Genomic DNA, 17,127 nt, shown 5'->3' on the forward strand with positions numbered 1-17,127 from the left:
CCCATGAGCATCGTCGAGCTGCCGTCGCCCAACTACAACCACCGCAACGCGCCGATCGACATCCTGCTGCTGCATTACACCGGCATGCAGAGCGCGCAGGCGGCGCTCGACCGGCTCTGCGATCCCGGCGCCAAGGTCAGCGCGCACTACGTCGTCGATGAGGACGGCACGACCTATCGGCTGGTCGAGGAGGAGTTCCGCGCCTGGCATGCCGGGGCGGCCTACTGGGGCGGGACCAAGGACATCAACGCGCATTCGATCGGGATCGAGATCGTCAATCCCGGGCACGAGTTCGGCTACCGCGCCTTTCCGATGCGGCAGATGGAAGCGGTGCTCGACCTTGCCAAGGACATCGTCGCGCGCCACGGCATCGCGCCGGCGCGCGTGCTCGGCCATTCCGACGTGGCGCCGCTCCGCAAGGAGGATCCCGGCGAGCTGTTCGACTGGCACTATCTCGCCGAGAACGGGGTGGGGCTCTGGCCCGAGCCGAAGCCCTGCGGCTGGAGCGACGCGGAGTTTCTGCTGAAGCTCGGCGCCTATGGCTATGATCTCGAGGGACCGAAGGGTGCCGAGGCCGCCAAGGTGCGCCATGCAGCGGTGATGGCCTTCTCGCGCCACTTCCGTCCGGCGCGATTGTCCTCGCTGCCGGATCCCGAGCTCAAGGCGGTGCTGAACGGATTGATTGACTTGGCCGCGGCGGGGGCCTAACTCAACGCCGCCAGATGACCGGATGGTCGCTCTCTCAGCAATGGGAGGGAGGAAAGTCCGGGCTCCATGGAAGAACGGCGCCGGTTAACGGCCGGCGGGCGCGAGCCCAGGGAAAGTGCCACAGAGAAGAGACCGCCGGTCACACGGGTTCGCCCCGTTCATCGGCAAGGGTGAAACGGTGCGGTAAGAGCGCACCGCGCGGCCGGCAACGGACGCGGCACGGCAAACCCCGCCGGGAGCAAGACTGCATAGGAGGATGGAGCCGGGGCAACTCGGCTCGGGCGGCTTCCGCGCCATATCCTCGGGTAGGTCGCGTGAGGCGGTCGGCAACGATCGTCCCAGAGGAATGGCCATCCAGGGGCCGCAAGGCCCCGGACAGAACCCGGCTTACAGGTCATCTGGCGCTTCTCTCCGCGCCGAAGCGGAACCTACGGGGAACATCCCAAACCCTTGAACCGCCGAGATTCAAGGCCTTGATCCAATTCTAGTTTAAGGACGCTTTGTAAGCAATTGATTCCGTTGACTCTCGTTTGCGCTGCAATGCGCAAAAATCGGAAAAACCCAAGATTTTCCATAGAGTTACGGCCAATTCCCATTGACGCCCATATGATCCCATGATATCCCATCACCCTACCTGCTATTCCCAGGTCCGACGGGCGGGTCGGGTCTGGATCCCAAGGCATTTCGATGGCGGCGCCGGCCATCAAGGGGCGCGTTCCCTGAAGCCCGACAGTCCCGATCGAGGGGGCGAGGGCGGCAATCCGGAACGTGAGTGCGCGGTCGATGGCTGTGTTCATCGATACCTTCATCAACAAGGTCGACCGGAAGGGCCGCGTTTCCGTTCCCGCGCCCTATCGCGCCGCGCTGGTGGGCCAGCTGTTCCAGGGCATCGTCGCCTTCCCGAGCTTCAAGCACCCCGCCATTCAATGCCAAGGCATGGACTGGATGACCGCGTTCACCGAGACGATGAACAAGGTCGATCTCTTCTCCGACGAGCATGACGATCTGACCGCGTCGGTCTTCGCCGACGCCAAGCAACTCGCCTTCGACGGCGAGGGACGAATCATGTTGCCCGAGATTTTGGCGCAGCATGCCGCGATCGGCGAGGCCGCCGCCTTCGTCGGTCGCGGACATACTTTCGAGATCTGGCAGCCCGAGGCGCTCGAGGCCTACAAGGCCGAGGCGCGCAAGCGGGCGCTGGAAAAAGGCCGCACGCTGCCCGGCAATGGCGGTGGCAAATGAGCCCGCTTCACAAGCCGGTCCTGCTCAGAGAAGTGATCGAGGCGCTGCTTCCGGCCGACGGCGCGATCTTCGTCGACGGCACCTTCGGCGCCGGCGGGTATACCCGCGCGCTGCTCGATGCGGCGAACTGCACGGTCTTCGCCATCGACCGCGATCCCGACGCGATCAAGGGCGCTGCGCCCTTGATCGCGCAGTATGCGGGCCGCCTGCATGTGATCCAGGGGCGGTTCGGCGATCTCGCGCGCCTGCTGGCCGAGCGCGGCGTCGAGGCGGTCAACGGCATCACCTTCGATTTCGGCGTCTCCTCGATGCAGCTCGACCAGGCGGCGCGGGGCTTCTCCTTCCGCTTCTCCGGTCCGCTCGACATGCGGATGGAGCAGGCGGGTCCCAGCGCCGCCGACCTCGTCAACGCCATGGCCGAGCGGCCGCTCGCCGATTTGATCTTCACCTTCGGCGAGGAGCGCCAGGCGCGCCGCATCGCCCGCGCCATCGTCGCCGCCCGCGACCTGGCGCCGATCGAGACCACCGACCGCCTGGCCGAGATCGTGCGCCGCGCCATCGGCGGCAAGCCGAATCCGAACCAGATCGATCCGGCGACCCGCACCTTCCAGGCCTTGCGCATCGCGGTGAACGACGAATTGGGCGAGATCGATCGCGGTCTTGCCGCGGCCGAACAGCTGCTGGCGCCCGGCGGGCGGCTGGCCGTCGTCTCGTTTCATTCGCTCGAGGATCGCCGGGTGAAGCAGTTCCTGCGCGACCGCGCCGGCGCCGCGCCGAAGGGCTCGCGCCATCTGCCGGTCGCCCGGCAGGACGAAGCGAAGCCGGTGTTCCGCCTGATCGCCGCCGGCGGCATCACGGCCTCCGAATCCGAGCTTCGGGAGAATCCGCGGTCGCGTTCGGCGCGGCTGCGCGTGGCGGAGAAGGTGGCGGCATGATCCGGCTCGGCACCTTCGTCTGGCTCGCACTCCTCACCATGATCGGGGTCGGCCTCTATCAGGTCGAGCTCGGCGTGCTCGCCAAGGAATCCGAGCTCAAGCAGATCAACCGCCAGATCGACGCCAACCGCGACGCCACCCATGTGCTGGAAGCGGAGTGGAGCTACCTGAACGACCCGACGCGCCTCGCCGATCTGGCGCGGCGCTACACCGACCTCGCGCCTGCGACGCCGACCCAGATCGCCGGCTTCGACCGGCTGTTGCCGCGCCCGCCGGCGGGCCAGCCCTTCGAGCGCGGCCTGCATGAAGGCGGCGCGGCCGGTGCCGCGGCCCTGCTCGCCAGCATGAAGGCCTCGGAACCGGATGCCGGCTCGCCCAAGACGGCGACCGCCGCGACCTTCTCCACCGCGACCGCGTCCGACGCCGACGAGAAGTCGCCGGCCAAGCCGACCGACGAGCAAGCCGAAGCCGATGACGTGATCGACGCCATCCTCGCCGACATGAAGAAGGCCCAGGAATGAGAGGGGCCCAATGAAGAACTGGCTCCGCCGCAAGCAACGCCCGCAGCCCGGCTTCGACATCCGCCAGCCGCAGCCGGTCATCGACCCGATGGCGATCGAGCCGGAGCTTTCCGGCGTGCAGTCGCGCGTGCTCGAGACCAGCCATAACCGGCTGATGCTGGGCGCCGGCCTGTTCGGCGTCGCCTTCCTGGTGATCACCGTGCGGCTCGCCATGGTGACCCTGCTGCCGCAGGAGGCCGATGCCGCGGTCGCGCACAAGTCCGGCGTGGCGCCGGTCGCCGACCGCGCCGACATCATCGATCGCAATGGTGTCGTGCTGGCGACCTCGCTCACCACCGCTTCGCTGTTCGCCAACCCGTCGCAGATCCGCGATCCGGACGACACCGCCGAGCGGCTCAACATGGTGCTGCCGGATCTCAACATCGCCTCGACCGCGGCGAAGCTCGACACCGACAAGACCTTCATCTGGCTGAAACGCAACCTGACGCCCAAGCAGCAGGATGGCGTGAACCGTCTCGGCATCCCGGGGCTTTATTTCCAGATGGAGACCAAGCGCATCTATCCGCAGGGTTCGCTCACCTCGCATGTCGTCGGCTTCACGGACGTGGACAGCCGCGGCCTGGCCGGCGTCGAGCGCTCGTTCGACGACCTGCTCTCCGGCGGCCAGCGGCCGCTGCAGCTCTCGATCGACATCCGGATCCAGCACATCGTGCATGAGGAAGTTTCGCGCGCGATCGCCGACTTCAACGGAATCGGCGGCGTCGGCGTCGTCACCGACATCAAGACCGGCGAGGTGCTGTCGCTGGTCTCGCTGCCGGACTTCGACCCGACCGACCCCGGCAAGGCCGATGCGGATACGCGCTTCAACCGTGCGACCCTCGGCGTGTTCGAGATGGGCTCGGTCTTCAAGATCTTCAACACCGCGATCGCGCTCGATTCCAAGACCTGCAAGATCAGCGACGGCTTCGACGCCAGCAAGCCGATCAAGATCAGCCGCTTCACGATCAGCGACTTCCACGGCAAGAACCGCTGGCTCTCGGTGCCGGAGATCTTCACCTATTCCTCCAACATCGGCTCGGCCAAGATGGCCGACGCGTTCGGCGCCGAGGTGCAGCAGAGCTACCTGGCGAAGCTCGGATTGCTGGACAAGTCGCCGATCGAGCTGCCGGAAGTCGGCATGCCGATGTATCCGGCTGCCAAGAACTGGAAGCGCATCAACACCATGACCGTCTCCTACGGGCATGGCGTGTCGGTCAGCCCGTTCCAGCTCGTCACCGCGATGTCGGCGACCATCAACAAAGGCCTGCTGATCACGCCGACGATCTTGAAGCGGACCGCGAACGAGGTTCCGGACGGGCATCGCGTCGTCTCGGAAAAGACGTCGACCGCGATCCGGCAGCTGATGCGCCTGGTGACCCTGGTCGGTACCGGCAAGTTAGCCAACACGCCCGGCTACCAGGTCGGCGGCAAGACCGGCACGGCCGACAAGGAGAAGGGCGGGCGCTATTCCGAGAATGCCAACCTCGCGTCCTTCCTGGCCGCGTTCCCGATGGACGATCCCAAATACGCGATCCTGGTCATGGTCGATGAGCCGAAGGGCAACCAGAAGAGTCATGGCTACGCAACCGGCGGCTGGGTCTCGGCACCGGCGGTGGGCTCGATCGTCGAGCGCATGGCGCCGCTGATGGGCATCAGCCCGATGCCGGTGCTGCCGCCCGAGGAAGAGAACCCGCTGGTCGCCCTGGTGCCGGATTACGATTCACCCGCCTCAAAAAAATCAAATTCATTGGTGATGCAGGTGAAAGCCACGGGCGACGCCGAATCGAAATCGGTGGCCGCGGAACCGGCGGCTCCTGGAGCTCCTCTTGAGGCTGAATGATTTGATCTCCGCGACCGACATCCTGGCGGCCAGCGCCGAAGCACTGAAGGCGAGCGGGCCGCTCGATGTCGAGATCGCCGGCATGACCGCGGATTCCCGCCAAGTCGCGCCGGGCTTCCTGTTCGCTGCGCTGCCGGGCACGCAAGTCGATGGCCGCGAATTCGTGCCGGCCGCGATCAAGGCCGGCGCCGCCGCCTTGCTGCTGCCTGAGGGGAGCCGGATTTCGGTGCCGTCGGAAGTCGCGGTGTTGATGGCACCGAATCCGCGCCGTGCATTGGCGCTGATGGCGGCGCGCTTCGCCGGCGCCCAGCCGAAGATCGTCGTCGCCGTCACCGGCACCAGCGGCAAGACCTCGACCACGGTCTTCGCGCGGCAGCTCTGGTCGCTGCTCGGTCATCGCGCGGGCAGCCTCGGCACCATCGGCGTCTTCGCGCCCGGCTACGAGCGCGGCGAATCCCTGACCACGCCGGATCCGATCGAGCTGCACCGCATCCTGGCGGAGCTGGGCCGGGCCGATGTCGATCACCTGGCGATCGAGGCCTCCAGCCATGGCCTCGACCAGTATCGGCTGGACGGCGTGCAGCTCGCCGCCGCGGCCTTCACCAATCTCTCGCGCGACCATCTCGACTATCACCCGACGATGGAAGCCTATCTCGCCGCCAAGCTGCGGTTGTTCGAGGAATTGCTCCCGGCCGGCGCCGCCGCGGTGGTCAATGCCGATATCGAGCCGGCGGCCAAGGTGCGCGAGATCGCCAAGCGCCGCGGGCTGCGGCTGATCAGCTTCGGGAGGAGCGGAACCGAGATCAAGCTGCTGAAGCAGACGCCAGGCGCCCATGGCCAGACCCTGGAGCTCGAAGTGCTGGGCAAGCGGCACACCGTCACCTTCCCGGTGGTCGGCATCTTCCAGGCCGAGAATCTGCTGGCGGCCTTGGGTCTCGTCATCGGCACCGGTGCCGATGCGGAGAAGGCGGTCGGCATGATCGCCAATGTCTCCGGCGTGCATGGCCGGATCGAGCATGTGGCGACGACGCCCTCCGGCGCCTCGATCTATGTCGATTACGCGCATAAGCCGGCCGGCCTCGAAGCGGTGCTGACCACCTTGCGGCCGCATGCCGAAGGCCGGCTGTTCGTTCTCTTCGGCTGCGGCGGCGACCGCGATCCCGGCAAGCGGCCGCAGATGGGCGAGATCGCGACCAAGCTCGCCGACCGCGTCATCGTCACCGACGACAACCCGCGCAGCGAGGATCCGGCCAAGATCCGCGCCGCGATCCTGGCCGGCGCGCCCTCCGCCGTCGAGATCGGCGATCGGGCCGAGGCCATCAAGGTTGCGATCGGCGAGTTGAAAAAGGGCGACCTGCTGGTGATCGCCGGCAAGGGCCACGAGACCTACCAGATCATCGGCAAGGTGAAGCACCCGTTCGATGACAGCGCCGTCGCGCGTTCAGTGGTCACAGAGCTTGGAGCTGCGCGATGAGCGAGGCGCGCGCACTCTGGACCTCGGCCGAGATCGCCGCCGCCACCAACGGGCGCGCGGGCAAGCGCTTCAGCGCCGACGGCGTCTCGATCGACAGCCGCAAGATCGCCCAAGGCGATCTCTTCGTCGCCTTGCACGGCCCCAATTTCGACGGCAACGACTTCGTCGCCGGCGCGCTGACCGCCGGTGCGGCGGGCGCGCTGGTCGATCGCCTGCCGGGAGGCCCCCTGGGTTCAAGCATGGCGGCGGACATGCCGGTCGTGGTGGTCGAGGACACCTTGCAGGGCTTGGCGGATCTCGGCGCCGCCGCGCGGTCGCGCACGCCGGCGAAGTTCACGGCGGTCACGGGCAGCGTCGGCAAGACCAGCACCAAGGAAGCGCTGAAGGCGGCGCTGGCGCCCTTCGGCCGCACCTATGCCAGCGTCGGCAACCTGAACAACCATTGGGGCGCGCCGTTGTCGCTGTCTCGCATGCCGCGTGACACCGAATACGGCGTGTTCGAGCTCGGCATGAACCACCCGGGCGAAATCACGCCCTTGTCCAAGCTGGTTAAGCCCGAGCTCGCGATCATCACCACGGTCGAGGCGGTGCATATCGAGTTCTTCCCGTCGGTGGCCGAGATCGCCGACGCCAAGGCCGAGATCATGGACGGCATGGACGCGAACGGCACCGTGGTGCTGCCGCGTGACAACCCGCATTACGACCGGCTGGTGGCGCATGCCAGGCGCCGCGGGATCGCCCACATCCTCTCCTTCGGCAGCGATGCCGGCGACGCCAAGCTGATCGACTGCGTGGTCTCGCCGATCGGCAGCCGCGTCACCGCCGAGGTGATGGGCCAGCGGGTGAACTACGCGCTGGGCCTCCCCGGCCTGCACCAGGCGAAGAACAGCCTCTCGGTACTCTGCGCGGTGAAGGCGCTGGGTCTCGACCTCGCGACCGCCGCGGCGGCCTTGGGGGGACTGGCGGCGCTTAAGGGTCGCGGCGCCCGCGAGACGCTGATGCTGGTCTCCGGCCCGATCACGCTGCTCGATGAATCCTACAACGCGAGCCCGGCCTCCGTGCGCGCGGCCCTGTCGCTGCTCGCCGCCTCTCAGCCCGAGGGCAATGGGCGGCGCATCGCCGTGCTCGGCGACATGCGCGAGCTCGGCAGCAGCGGGCCGATGCTGCACCGGGAGCTGATGCCGGACCTCGTCGCCTCGGGCGTCGATCACGTGTTTCTGGTCGGCCCGATCATGCAGGAGCTTCATGCGGTCCTGCCGGAGAAGATCCGCGCCGGGCATTGGGGGGAATCGACCGCGGTGATCCAGCCGCTGCTGGGGTCCTTGCGTTCGGGCGACGTCGTGCTGGTGAAGGGTTCGCTCGGCACGCGCATGGCGCCGATCGTGGAAGCCTTGCGCGCGGTCGATCAGGCCACCGTCAAGCGGCCCAAAGCCGCCAACGGCGACTGAAGGGGAGAGTCGCACGTGATCTATAACCTGTTGGCACCACTGGCGGAGGACGGCGGAATCTTCAACCTGTTCCGCTACCTGACCTTCCGCACCGGTGCGGCGATCCTGTTCTCGCTGTTCCTGACCTTGCTGATCGGTCCGATGGTGATCCGCGTGCTGAAGCGGCTGCAGCGCGAGGGCCAGCCGATCCGCGACGACGGGCCGCAATCGCATCTCGTGACCAAGAAGGGCACGCCGACCATGGGCGGCCTCATGTTCCTGATCTCGGCGGCGATCACCACCTTGCTCTGGGCGGATCTCACCAACGGTTTCGTCTGGATCGTGCTGCTGGTGACGATCGGCTACGGCATGATCGGCTTCGGCGACGACTTCCTGAAACTGACCAAGCGCAACACCAAGGGCCTGCCCGGCCGCTTCAAGCTGATCGCCCAGGGCCTGATCGGCCTGATCGCCGCCTATTGCGCGATGCTGCTCACGCCGGCGCCGCTCTCGACCGGCCTCGCGGTGCCGTTCCTGAAAGAGGTGCTGGTCCCGCTCGGCTGGTTCTTCATCCCCTTCGCCGCCTTCGTGATGGTGGGGGCGTCGAACGCGGTCAACCTGACCGACGGTCTCGATGGCCTGGCGATCGTGCCGGTGATGATCGCCGCCGCCTGCTTCTCGCTGATCGCCTACCTGGTCGGCAACTCGGTCTTCGCCGAATACCTGCAGCTCCACTTCGTGCCGCGCACCGGCGAGCTTGCGGTGTTCTGCGGCGCGCTCTGCGGCGCAGGCTTGGGCTTTCTCTGGTTCAACGCGCCGCCGGCCATGGTCTTCATGGGCGACACCGGCTCGCTCTCGATGGGCGGCGCCTTGGGCGCCATCAGTGTCATCACCAAGCATGAGCTGGTGCTGGCCATCATCGGTGGTTTGTTCGTGCTGGAGACCGTCTCGGTCGTGGTGCAGGTGGTGAGCTTCAAGACCACCGGCCGCCGCGTCTTCATGATGGCGCCGCTGCACCATCACTTTGAGAAAAAGGGCTGGGCCGAGCCAACCATCGTCATCCGCTTCTGGATCATCGCCGCAGTGCTGGCGCTGATCGGCCTCGCAACGCTCAAGCTGAGGTGACGATGGCCAGTCCGATCCGCATCCCCGACGTCGCGAACAAGGTGGTGGCCGTGCTCGGCCTCGCCCGTTCCGGCCTGGCTGCGGTCGAGGCCTTGCACAATTCCGGCGCCATCGTCTGGGCCTGGGACGACGCGGAGAAAGCCCGCGCCAACGTGCCCGAGCCGCTGCTGGCCGATCTCCACAAAGCGGACTGGTCGAAGGCGACCGCGCTGGTGATAAGCCCCGGCATCCCCACCACCTTCCCGAAGCCCAATCCCGTCGCGGCCGCGGCCAAGGCCGCCGGCCTGCCGCTGATCAGCGACATCGAGCTGCTACACCGCGCCGAGCCGAAGGCCCGCGTCGTCGGCATCACCGGCACCAACGGCAAGTCCACGGTCACGACTCTGCTCGGCCATATCCTGAAATCGGCCGGCCGCAACGTCGCGGTCGGCGGCAATCTCGGCCAAGCCGTGCTCGGCCTGCCGGCGCTGGGCGGCGGCGGCATCTATGTGCTGGAACTCTCGTCCTATCAGCTGGAGATCACGCCGAGCCCGGTTTCGGACGTGGCGATGCTCCTCAACATCACGCCCGACCATCTCGACCGCCACGGCGGGATGGAAGGCTATGTCGCCGCCAAGAAGATGATCATGCGCCCCAAGGGCGGTTCGAGCATCGGCATCATCGGCCTCGATGACGCGCCCTGCCGCCAGATGTTCGCTGCGCTGCAGGCCGAGCGCAAGCGGCGCATGATCGGGGTCTCCGCCGAACGAGCGGTCGAAGGCGGTGTCTCCGCGGTGAACGGAATGCTGGTCGATGCGATCGGCGGGAAGCCGATCGAGATCCTGGATCTCAACGCCGTTGCGCGGCTGCCCGGCCAGCACAATTGGCAGAACGCGGCCGCCTGCTATGCCGCGGCGCGGGCGCTGGGCTTGGGCATTGACGAGGTCGTCGAGGGGCTCAAGACCTATCCCGGCCTGGTGCATCGCCAGGAGCTGGTCGCGACCATCGACGGCATCCGCTTCGTCAATGACAGTAAGGCGACCAATGCCGACGCCGCGGCGAAAGCGCTCGCCTGCTACGACAACATCTATTGGATCGCCGGCGGCAAGCCGAAGGAAGGCGGGCTGGCCGGCTTGGAGAGCTTCTATCCGCGTATCCGTCGCGCCTATCTGATCGGCGAAGCGGCCCAGGCGTTCGGCAAGCAGCTCGGCGGCGCCGTCACGGCGACGCAGAGCGGCACGCTGGACCAGGCCGTCGCCCAGGCCGCGGCGGACGCGAAAAAGGACGCCGCGCAAAGCCCGGTCGTGCTTCTTTCGCCGGCCTGCGCCTCCTTCGACCAGTACAACGACTTCGAAGAGCGCGGCGACCATTTCCGCCAGATCGTGGCAACCCTTCAAGCCAAGGGGGCCGCATGATCGGCTTTGCCCGCACCGACCGTTCGGCACTCGGCCAGTGGTGGTGGACCGTCGACCGCTGGACCCTGGCCGCCGTCATCGCGCTGATGTTCGTCGGCGCGATCCTGGTGCTGGCGGCGAGCCCCGCGGTCGCGACCCGCATCGGCCTCGACAGCTTCTACCTGGTGCGCCACCACTACATGATGCTGCCGGCCGCGGCGGCGGTGCTGATCGCGGTCTCGGTGCTGACCCCGCGCCAAGTGCGCCGGGTCGGCGTGGTGTTCTTCTTCTTCTTCCTGGCGCTGACCGCGCTCACCTTGGGCTCCGGCATGGAGATCAAGGGTGCGACGCGCTGGATCTCGGTCGGCCCGCTCTCGATGCAGCCCTCGGAGTTCCTGAAGCCCTGCTTCGCGATCTTCACCGCCTGGATGTTCGCGCTGCAGCGCACCGAAGGCCAGCGCATTCCCGGCAATCTCATCAGCATCGGCGCCTACCTCCTGACGGTCCTGATCCTGATCAAGCAGCCGGATCTCGGCATGACCGTGGTCATCACCGCGACCTGGGCGGCGCAATTCTTCGTCGCCGGCCTGCCGATCTTCTGGGTGGCGTCGATCGTCGGCGCCGGCGTCGCGGGTCTCATCGGCGCCTACATGATGCTGCCGCACGTGACCGATCGCGTGAACCAGTTCCTCGATCCCTCGACCGGCGACACCTACCAGATCGACCGCGCGCTCGAAGCCTTCAGCCATGGCGGCCTGGTCGGCCAAGGCCCCGGCGGCGGCACGGTGAAGCTGACCATCCCCGACGCCCATGCCGATTTCGTCTTCGCCGTCGCCGGCGAGGAATTCGGCATGGTGGTCTGCACCATCATCGTCGCGCTGTTCGCCTTCATCGTGCTCAGGAGCCTGCTGCGCATGCTGAGCGAGACCAATCTCTTCGTGCTGCTGGCGACGACCGGCCTGGTCACCAGCTTCGGCCTGCAGGCGGTGGTCAACATGGCCTCGACCCTGCACCTGATGCCGACAAAGGGTATGACGTTACCGTTCATCTCCTACGGCGGCTCGTCGATTGTCGCCATTGCCCTGGGTGTCGGCATGATGCTGGCGCTCACCCGCAAGCGTTTCCCGGGGAGCCAGGACGTATGACGGCGCGCATTCTCCTCGCAGCCGGCGGCACCGGCGGACATCTCTTCCCGGCGGAAGCTTTGGCCGGCGCGCTGCTCGGCCGCGGCTTCGCGGTCGATCTCGTCACCGACGAGCGCGGCACCGGCTTTGCCGGCAAGCTTGCCAGCGTGCCGGTGCACCGCATCGCCTCGGGCGGCATCGCCGGCAAGGGCGTCACGACGCGCGCCCGCAACTACGGGCGACTGATGCTCGGCTTCTTGCAATCGCGCGGCCTGCTGAAGCGGCTGAAGCCCACCGTGGCGGTCGGCTTCGGCGGCTATCCCTCCCTGCCGCCGATCCTCGCCGCGCAATGGGGCAAGATCCGCACCGTCGTGCACGAGCAGAACGCCGTCGCCGGCCGTGCCAACCGCGTGCTGATGAAGCGCGCCAACCGCGTGGCGCTGAGCTTCGAGCACGTGCGCTTCACCGAAGTGCTGCCGGCCGCGAAGAAGATTGTCACCGGCAACCCGGTGCGCGCTGCCGTCTCCGAGATCGCGGCCTATGCCGCGCCGAGCGCCGGCGGGCCGGTCAACCTGCTGGTCTTCGGCGGCAGCCAGGGCGCCCGGGTGTTCGGGCGCGTGACGCCGCCGGCGATCGCGCTGCTGCCGGAGGAACTGCGCAACCGCCTGAAGTTGGTGCAGCAGGTGCGCCGCGAAGACGTCGAGGACGTGACCAAGGCCTATCGCGACATGGGGCTCGACGCCGAGCTCAGCCCGTTCTTCAAGGACATGCCGGCGCGCTATGCATGGGCGCATCTGGTGGTGTGCCGGTCCGGTGCCTCCTCGGTCGCGGAGATCGAGGCTTGCGGCCGCCCGGCCTTGATGATCCCGCTGCCCAATTCGATCGACGACCACCAACGCGCCAATGCTCGCTCGCTCGGCGAGAAGGGCGCCGGCTGGGTGCTGGATGAGAATGACGCCTCGCCGCAGGCCTTGGCGCAGCGCCTGACCGCGATCCTGACCGACCGCGAGGGTTTGCAGCGCGCGGCCGAGAATGCCCGCGGCCTGGCGCGCAGCGACGCCGCCGAGCGGCTGGCCGATGTGGTCGAAAGCGTGGCGGGGGAGGCGCGCTGATGCGGGCACTTCCCCTCGATATCGGCGTCATCCACTTCGTCGGGATCGGCGGCATCGGCATGAGCGGCATCGCCGAGACCCTGCACAATCTCGGCTACAAGGTGCGCGGCAGCGATCTCGCAGACTCCTACAACACCAAGCGCCTGCGCGAGCGCGGCGTGCAGATCGAGATCGGCCACCGCGCCGAGAACCTCGCCGACGCGGCGGTCGTGGTCGTGTCCTCGGCGGTGAAGCCCGACAACCCGGAGGTGCTCGCCGCCCGCGCGCGCCTGCTCCCCGTGGTGCGCCGCGCCGAGATGCTGGGCGAGCTGATGCGGTTGAAATGGTCGATCGCGATCGGCGGCACCCACGGCAAAACCACGACCACCTCGCTGGTCGGCGCCCTGCTGGAGGCCGGCGGCTTCGACCCGACCATCATCAACGGCGGCATCATCAACAACTACGGCACCAACGCGCGTTTGGGCGCCGGCGACTGGATGGTGGTCGAGGCCGATGAGAGCGACGGCAGCTTTATGAAGCTGCCGGCGACCATCGCCATCGTCACCAACATGGACCCGGAGCATCTCGACTATTACGGCACGGTCGAGGCGATGAACCGTGCCTACGAGACCTTCGTCGAGAACATCCCGTTCTACGGCTTCGCCGCGCTCTGCATCGACCATCCGGTGGTGCAGGCGATGATCCCGAAGCTGATCGACCGGCGCATCGTCACCTACGGCTTCTCGCCCCAGGCCGACGTGCGCGCCACCGATCTCACGATGCATCCAGACGGCTCGCAGTTCCGCGTCGTGATCACCGACCGCTACCGCGGCAGCCGGAAGGAGATCGCCGGCGTCAAGCTGCCGATGGTCGGCCAGCACAACGTCCAGAATAGCCTCGCGGCGATCGCCGTCGCCCATGAGATGGGCGTCGCCGACGACACCATCCGCAACGGCTTTGCCGGCTTCGGCGGCGTCAAGCGCCGCTTCACCAAGACCGGCGAGGCGCGCGGCGTCACCGTGATCGACGACTACGGCCATCACCCGGTCGAGATCGCCGCGGTGCTGACCGCGGCGCGCCAGGCCAGCCGCGGCCGCGTCATCGCCGTGGTCCAGCCGCACCGCTACACCCGGCTGCATTCGCTGTTCGACGGTTTCGCGACCTGCTTCAACGATGCCGATGTCGTGCTGGTGGCCGACGTCTACTCGGCCGGCGAGCCGCCGATCGATGGCGTCAATGCCGAGGCGCTGGTGCAGGGCATGCGCGAGCGCGGCCATCGCCATGTCGAATACATGCCGGACCCGAAGGGTCTGGCGCGGCAGATCGCGCCCATGGTGCGGCCGGGCGACCTGGTGGTCTGCCTCGGCGCCGGCTCGATCACCTATTGGGCGCAATCCCTGCCCGCGGAGCTCGAAGCCGAGTTCGCAACGCGGGGAGCGGCGGAATGAGGGCCCTGATGACACAGCAACGCCCGCTCATCGAACGCCTGCCGCAAGTCCGGGGGCGCCTGACCGCCGGCGCCAGCCTGGCGAACGTGACCTGGTTCCGGGTCGGCGGCGCCGCGGAAGTCCTGTTCAAGCCGGTCGACCTCATGGACCTGCAGGGCTTCCTCGCGCGCAAGCCCGATGGCGTGCCGGTCACCGTGCTCGGCGTCGGCTCCAACCTGCTGGTGCGCGACGGCGGCATCCCCGGCGTGGTGATCCGCTTGGGGCGCGCCTTCGCCGAAGTGCGCGCAACCGGCACCACGGTCACGGCCGGTGCCTCGGCGCTCGACCTCAATGTCGCGCTGGCGGCGCGCGACGCCGGCATCGCCGGCCTTGAATTCCTCTCCGGCGTGCCGGGCCTGATCGGCGGGGCGCTGCGGATGAATGCCGGCGCCTATGGCAGCGACATGGCGGCGGCGGTGACCGCGGCGACCGCGCTCGACCCGCATGGCCGGCTGCACAAGCTTTCGAAGGACGAGCTCGGCTTCACCTATCGCCACAGTGCCGTCGATCCCGACTGGATCTTCATCGGCGCCGAGCTGCAGGGCCGCGCCGACAGCGCGCAGGCGATCCAGGCGCGCATCACCGAGATCCAGAACGCGCGGGCCGAGAGCCAGCCGATCCGCGCACGCACCGGGGGCAGCACCTTCACCAACCCGCCGCACCGCAAGGCCTGGGAGCTGATCGACGCCGCGGGCTGCCGCGGTCTTGTGATCGGCGGCGCGCAGGTCTCGGAGAAGCATTGCAACTTCCTGATCAACACCGGCACCGCCACCGCCGCCGATCTGGAAGGCCTGGGGGAAGAGGTGCGCCGGCGCGTCAAGGCGCAATCCGGCGTCGATCTCCAATGGGAAATCAAACGCGTCGGCGTGCCGGGGGACTCGCCGCTTCGCGTCAAGACAGAGAGTGAAGCATGAAGCGCGTATCGGTCCTCATGGGCGGCTATTCGAAGGAGCGGGAAGTCTCGCTCGCTTCCGGCGCGAATTGCGCCGCCGCGCTGCAGGAAGCCGGCTATGAAGTCCATACGCTGGACGTCCGGGGCGATATCCGCGAGGTGATCGACCGCCTACTGGCACAGAAGCCCGACGTGGTCTTCAACGCGCTGCACGGCCGCTTCGGCGAGGACGGCAACTTCCAGGGCCTGCTCAACCTGCTCAAATTGCCCTACACCCATTCCGGCGTGATGGCCTCGGCCATGGCGATGGACAAGCCGGTGGCCAAGCGCATCTTCGCCGCCAACGGCGTGCGCTGCCCCGAAGGCATCCAGCTCACCAAGGCGGAGATCCTCAAGGGCGATCCGCTGCCGCGCCCTTACGTGGTGAAGCCGTCGAATGAAGGCTCCTCGGTCGGCGTCTACATCATCAAGCAGGGCGACAACGCCAATCCCTTCGCCGGCATCGACTGGCCGTTCGGCGATCACGTGCTCTGCGAGCGCTACATCCCCGGCCGCGAACTCACGGTCGGTGTCATGGGCGACAAGGCCATGGCGGTGACCGAGCTCCGGCCGAAGTCCGGCTTCTACGACTACAAGAACAAGTACACCGATGGGATGACCGAGCATCTCTGCCCGGCGCCGCTGCCCAAGCATGTCTATGACGCGGCGATGCAGATGGCGCAGACCGCCTATCGCTCGCTCGGCTGCCGCGGCGTCGCCCGCGCCGATTTCCGCTTCGACGACAGCAAGCCGAACGGCCACGCGATCGAAGGCCTCTATCTGCTCGAGATCAACACGCAGCCCGGCATGACCGCGCTGAGCCTGGTTCCGGAACAAGCCCGCCATCTCGGGATCTCCTATCCCGAACTGGTGAGCTGGATGGTGGAGCACGCCGCATGGGACGAGTGAAAGCGATCGACGTCACGCCGAAGTCCGGCCCGCGCTTCGGCCCCGCTGGTTCGCGCGCGCCGAAGAAGGACGAGCTGCGCCCGCATGTCCATGGCGCCAGCACCCGCCGCTTCATGCGCTGGGCGGCGGTGACCATCGGCACCCTGGCGGTGGCGGCCCCGATCTACTGGGCGGTCTCCAGCGGCTGGATCACGGCGACGATCGAGGCCACGCATGCCGGCATCCTGAAGACCACGGCGGCTTCGGGCTTCGCGCTGCGCGAGGTCCGGGTCGAGGGCCGCGGCGAGACCGCAGTCGCCGACATCCTCGCCGCGGTTCAGGCCAATCGCGGCGATCCCATCCTCGGCATCGACATCGACGGCGTGCGCCAGCGTCTCAAGGACCTGCCCTGGATCGAGACCGCCAGCGTCGAGCGCCGCTTCCCCGACCAGCTCATCGTCGCCGTGACCGAGGCCGAGCCGATGGCGCTCTGGCAAAGGAGCCAGAAGCTGTTCCTGGTCAGCCGCGAGGGCGCGGTGATCGAGACCGCCAATCTCGGCAAATACGCCAAGCTGCTGATCATCGTCGGCGAGGATGCGCCGAAGAGGGCGCAGGACCTGTTCGACATCCTGGCGCAGGAACCGGAATTGCGGACGCACGTGACCGCCGCGGTGCTGGTCGGCAAGCGCCGCTGGAACATCCGCATGGACAACGACGTCGATGTGAAGCTGCCGGAGCAAGGTGCGCTCGAGGCCTGGCGGCACTTCGCCGACCTCAACCGGCAGGACAACCTGCTGGACAAGGACGTGACCGTGGTCGACCTCCGCCAGCCGGACCGTGTCGTCGTGCGGCAGGGCCATCCGCAGCCGGCGGTCGATCCGGCGACGCCGGCCAAGAGCAACGAGACGTGAGTTCGGGGATG

Annotated in this window: 15 protein-coding genes and 1 other RNA gene; all 16 read left to right on the top strand. The window is 67.6% G+C overall.

Annotation, left to right across the window (positions count from 1 at the left end):
- Window positions 1-3 precede the first annotated feature (3 nt).
- Window positions 4-708 (top strand): N-acetylmuramoyl-L-alanine amidase, encoded by a 705-nt coding sequence (locus ACH2CY_RS23645; RefSeq protein WP_395022192.1) that lies wholly within the window; start codon window positions 4-6, stop codon window positions 706-708.
- A gap of 10 nt (window positions 709-718) precedes the next feature.
- Window positions 719-1,114: RNase P RNA component class A (rnpB, locus tag ACH2CY_RS23650), an RNA gene on the top strand.
- A 377-nt stretch (window positions 1,115-1,491) separates the two neighbouring features.
- A complete protein-coding gene (gene mraZ, locus ACH2CY_RS23655) occupies window positions 1,492-1,950 on the top strand; it encodes a division/cell wall cluster transcriptional repressor MraZ (RefSeq protein ID WP_395022194.1) in 459 nt (152 codons plus the stop codon).
- A complete protein-coding gene (rsmH, locus tag ACH2CY_RS23660) occupies window positions 1,947-2,885 on the top strand; it encodes a 16S rRNA (cytosine(1402)-N(4))-methyltransferase RsmH (RefSeq protein WP_395022195.1) in 939 nt (312 codons plus the stop codon). Before mraZ ends, rsmH begins: the two co-directional genes overlap by 4 nt.
- Window positions 2,882-3,406 (top strand): hypothetical protein, encoded by a 525-nt coding sequence (locus ACH2CY_RS23665; RefSeq protein WP_395022196.1) that lies wholly within the window; start codon window positions 2,882-2,884, stop codon window positions 3,404-3,406. The genes rsmH and ACH2CY_RS23665 overlap by 4 nt, the downstream gene beginning before the upstream one ends.
- A gap of 10 nt (window positions 3,407-3,416) precedes the next feature.
- Entirely contained in the window at window positions 3,417-5,285 is a 1,869-nt protein-coding gene (locus ACH2CY_RS23670; protein ID WP_395022197.1) for a peptidoglycan D,D-transpeptidase FtsI family protein, read from the top strand.
- The gene (locus tag ACH2CY_RS23675) at window positions 5,272-6,759 is read left to right on the top strand and encodes a UDP-N-acetylmuramoyl-L-alanyl-D-glutamate--2,6-diaminopimelate ligase (protein WP_395022198.1); all 1,488 of its coding nucleotides are present in this window, start codon (window positions 5,272-5,274) and stop codon (window positions 6,757-6,759) included. The genes ACH2CY_RS23670 and ACH2CY_RS23675 overlap by 14 nt, the downstream gene beginning before the upstream one ends.
- Complete coding sequence (locus ACH2CY_RS23680) at window positions 6,756-8,207, top strand: UDP-N-acetylmuramoylalanyl-D-glutamyl-2,6-diaminopimelate--D-alanyl-D-alanine ligase (protein WP_395022199.1); 1,452 nt, start codon at window positions 6,756-6,758, stop codon at window positions 8,205-8,207. The genes ACH2CY_RS23675 and ACH2CY_RS23680 overlap by 4 nt, the downstream gene beginning before the upstream one ends.
- Before the next feature lie 18 nt (window positions 8,208-8,225).
- Window positions 8,226-9,311 carry a phospho-N-acetylmuramoyl-pentapeptide-transferase gene (gene mraY / locus ACH2CY_RS23685; protein ID WP_395022246.1) on the top strand — a complete coding sequence of 362 codons (1,086 nt, stop codon included), beginning with the start codon at window positions 8,226-8,228 and terminating at the stop codon, window positions 9,309-9,311.
- Between the two features lie 2 nt (window positions 9,312-9,313).
- A complete protein-coding gene (gene murD, locus ACH2CY_RS23690) occupies window positions 9,314-10,705 on the top strand; it encodes a UDP-N-acetylmuramoyl-L-alanine--D-glutamate ligase (RefSeq protein ID WP_395022201.1) in 1,392 nt (463 codons plus the stop codon).
- Entirely contained in the window at window positions 10,702-11,829 is a 1,128-nt protein-coding gene (locus tag ACH2CY_RS23695) for an FtsW/RodA/SpoVE family cell cycle protein (RefSeq protein ID WP_395022202.1), read from the top strand. The genes murD and ACH2CY_RS23695 overlap by 4 nt, the downstream gene beginning before the upstream one ends.
- Window positions 11,826-12,920 carry an undecaprenyldiphospho-muramoylpentapeptide beta-N-acetylglucosaminyltransferase gene (murG, locus tag ACH2CY_RS23700; protein ID WP_395022203.1) on the top strand — a complete coding sequence of 365 codons (1,095 nt, stop codon included), beginning with the start codon at window positions 11,826-11,828 and terminating at the stop codon, window positions 12,918-12,920. Before ACH2CY_RS23695 ends, murG begins: the two co-directional genes overlap by 4 nt.
- Complete coding sequence (gene murC, locus ACH2CY_RS23705; RefSeq protein ID WP_395022204.1) at window positions 12,920-14,347, top strand: UDP-N-acetylmuramate--L-alanine ligase; 1,428 nt, start codon at window positions 12,920-12,922, stop codon at window positions 14,345-14,347. Before murG ends, murC begins: the two co-directional genes overlap by 1 nt.
- An 8-nt stretch (window positions 14,348-14,355) precedes the next feature.
- Window positions 14,356-15,300: a UDP-N-acetylmuramate dehydrogenase gene (gene murB / locus ACH2CY_RS23710; protein WP_395022206.1), complete on the top strand. Its 945-nt coding sequence runs from the start codon at window positions 14,356-14,358 to the stop codon at window positions 15,298-15,300.
- Window positions 15,297-16,226 carry a D-alanine--D-alanine ligase gene (locus ACH2CY_RS23715; RefSeq protein ID WP_395022208.1) on the top strand — a complete coding sequence of 310 codons (930 nt, stop codon included), beginning with the start codon at window positions 15,297-15,299 and terminating at the stop codon, window positions 16,224-16,226. The genes murB and ACH2CY_RS23715 overlap by 4 nt, the downstream gene beginning before the upstream one ends.
- A complete protein-coding gene (locus ACH2CY_RS23720; protein WP_395022210.1) occupies window positions 16,214-17,116 on the top strand; it encodes a cell division protein FtsQ/DivIB in 903 nt (300 codons plus the stop codon). The genes ACH2CY_RS23715 and ACH2CY_RS23720 overlap by 13 nt, the downstream gene beginning before the upstream one ends.
- Window positions 17,117-17,127 lie beyond the last annotated feature (11 nt).

It is taken from the genome of Dongia sp., from assembly GCF_041905885.1.
Classification (GTDB): domain Bacteria; phylum Pseudomonadota; class Alphaproteobacteria; order Dongiales; family Dongiaceae; genus Dongia.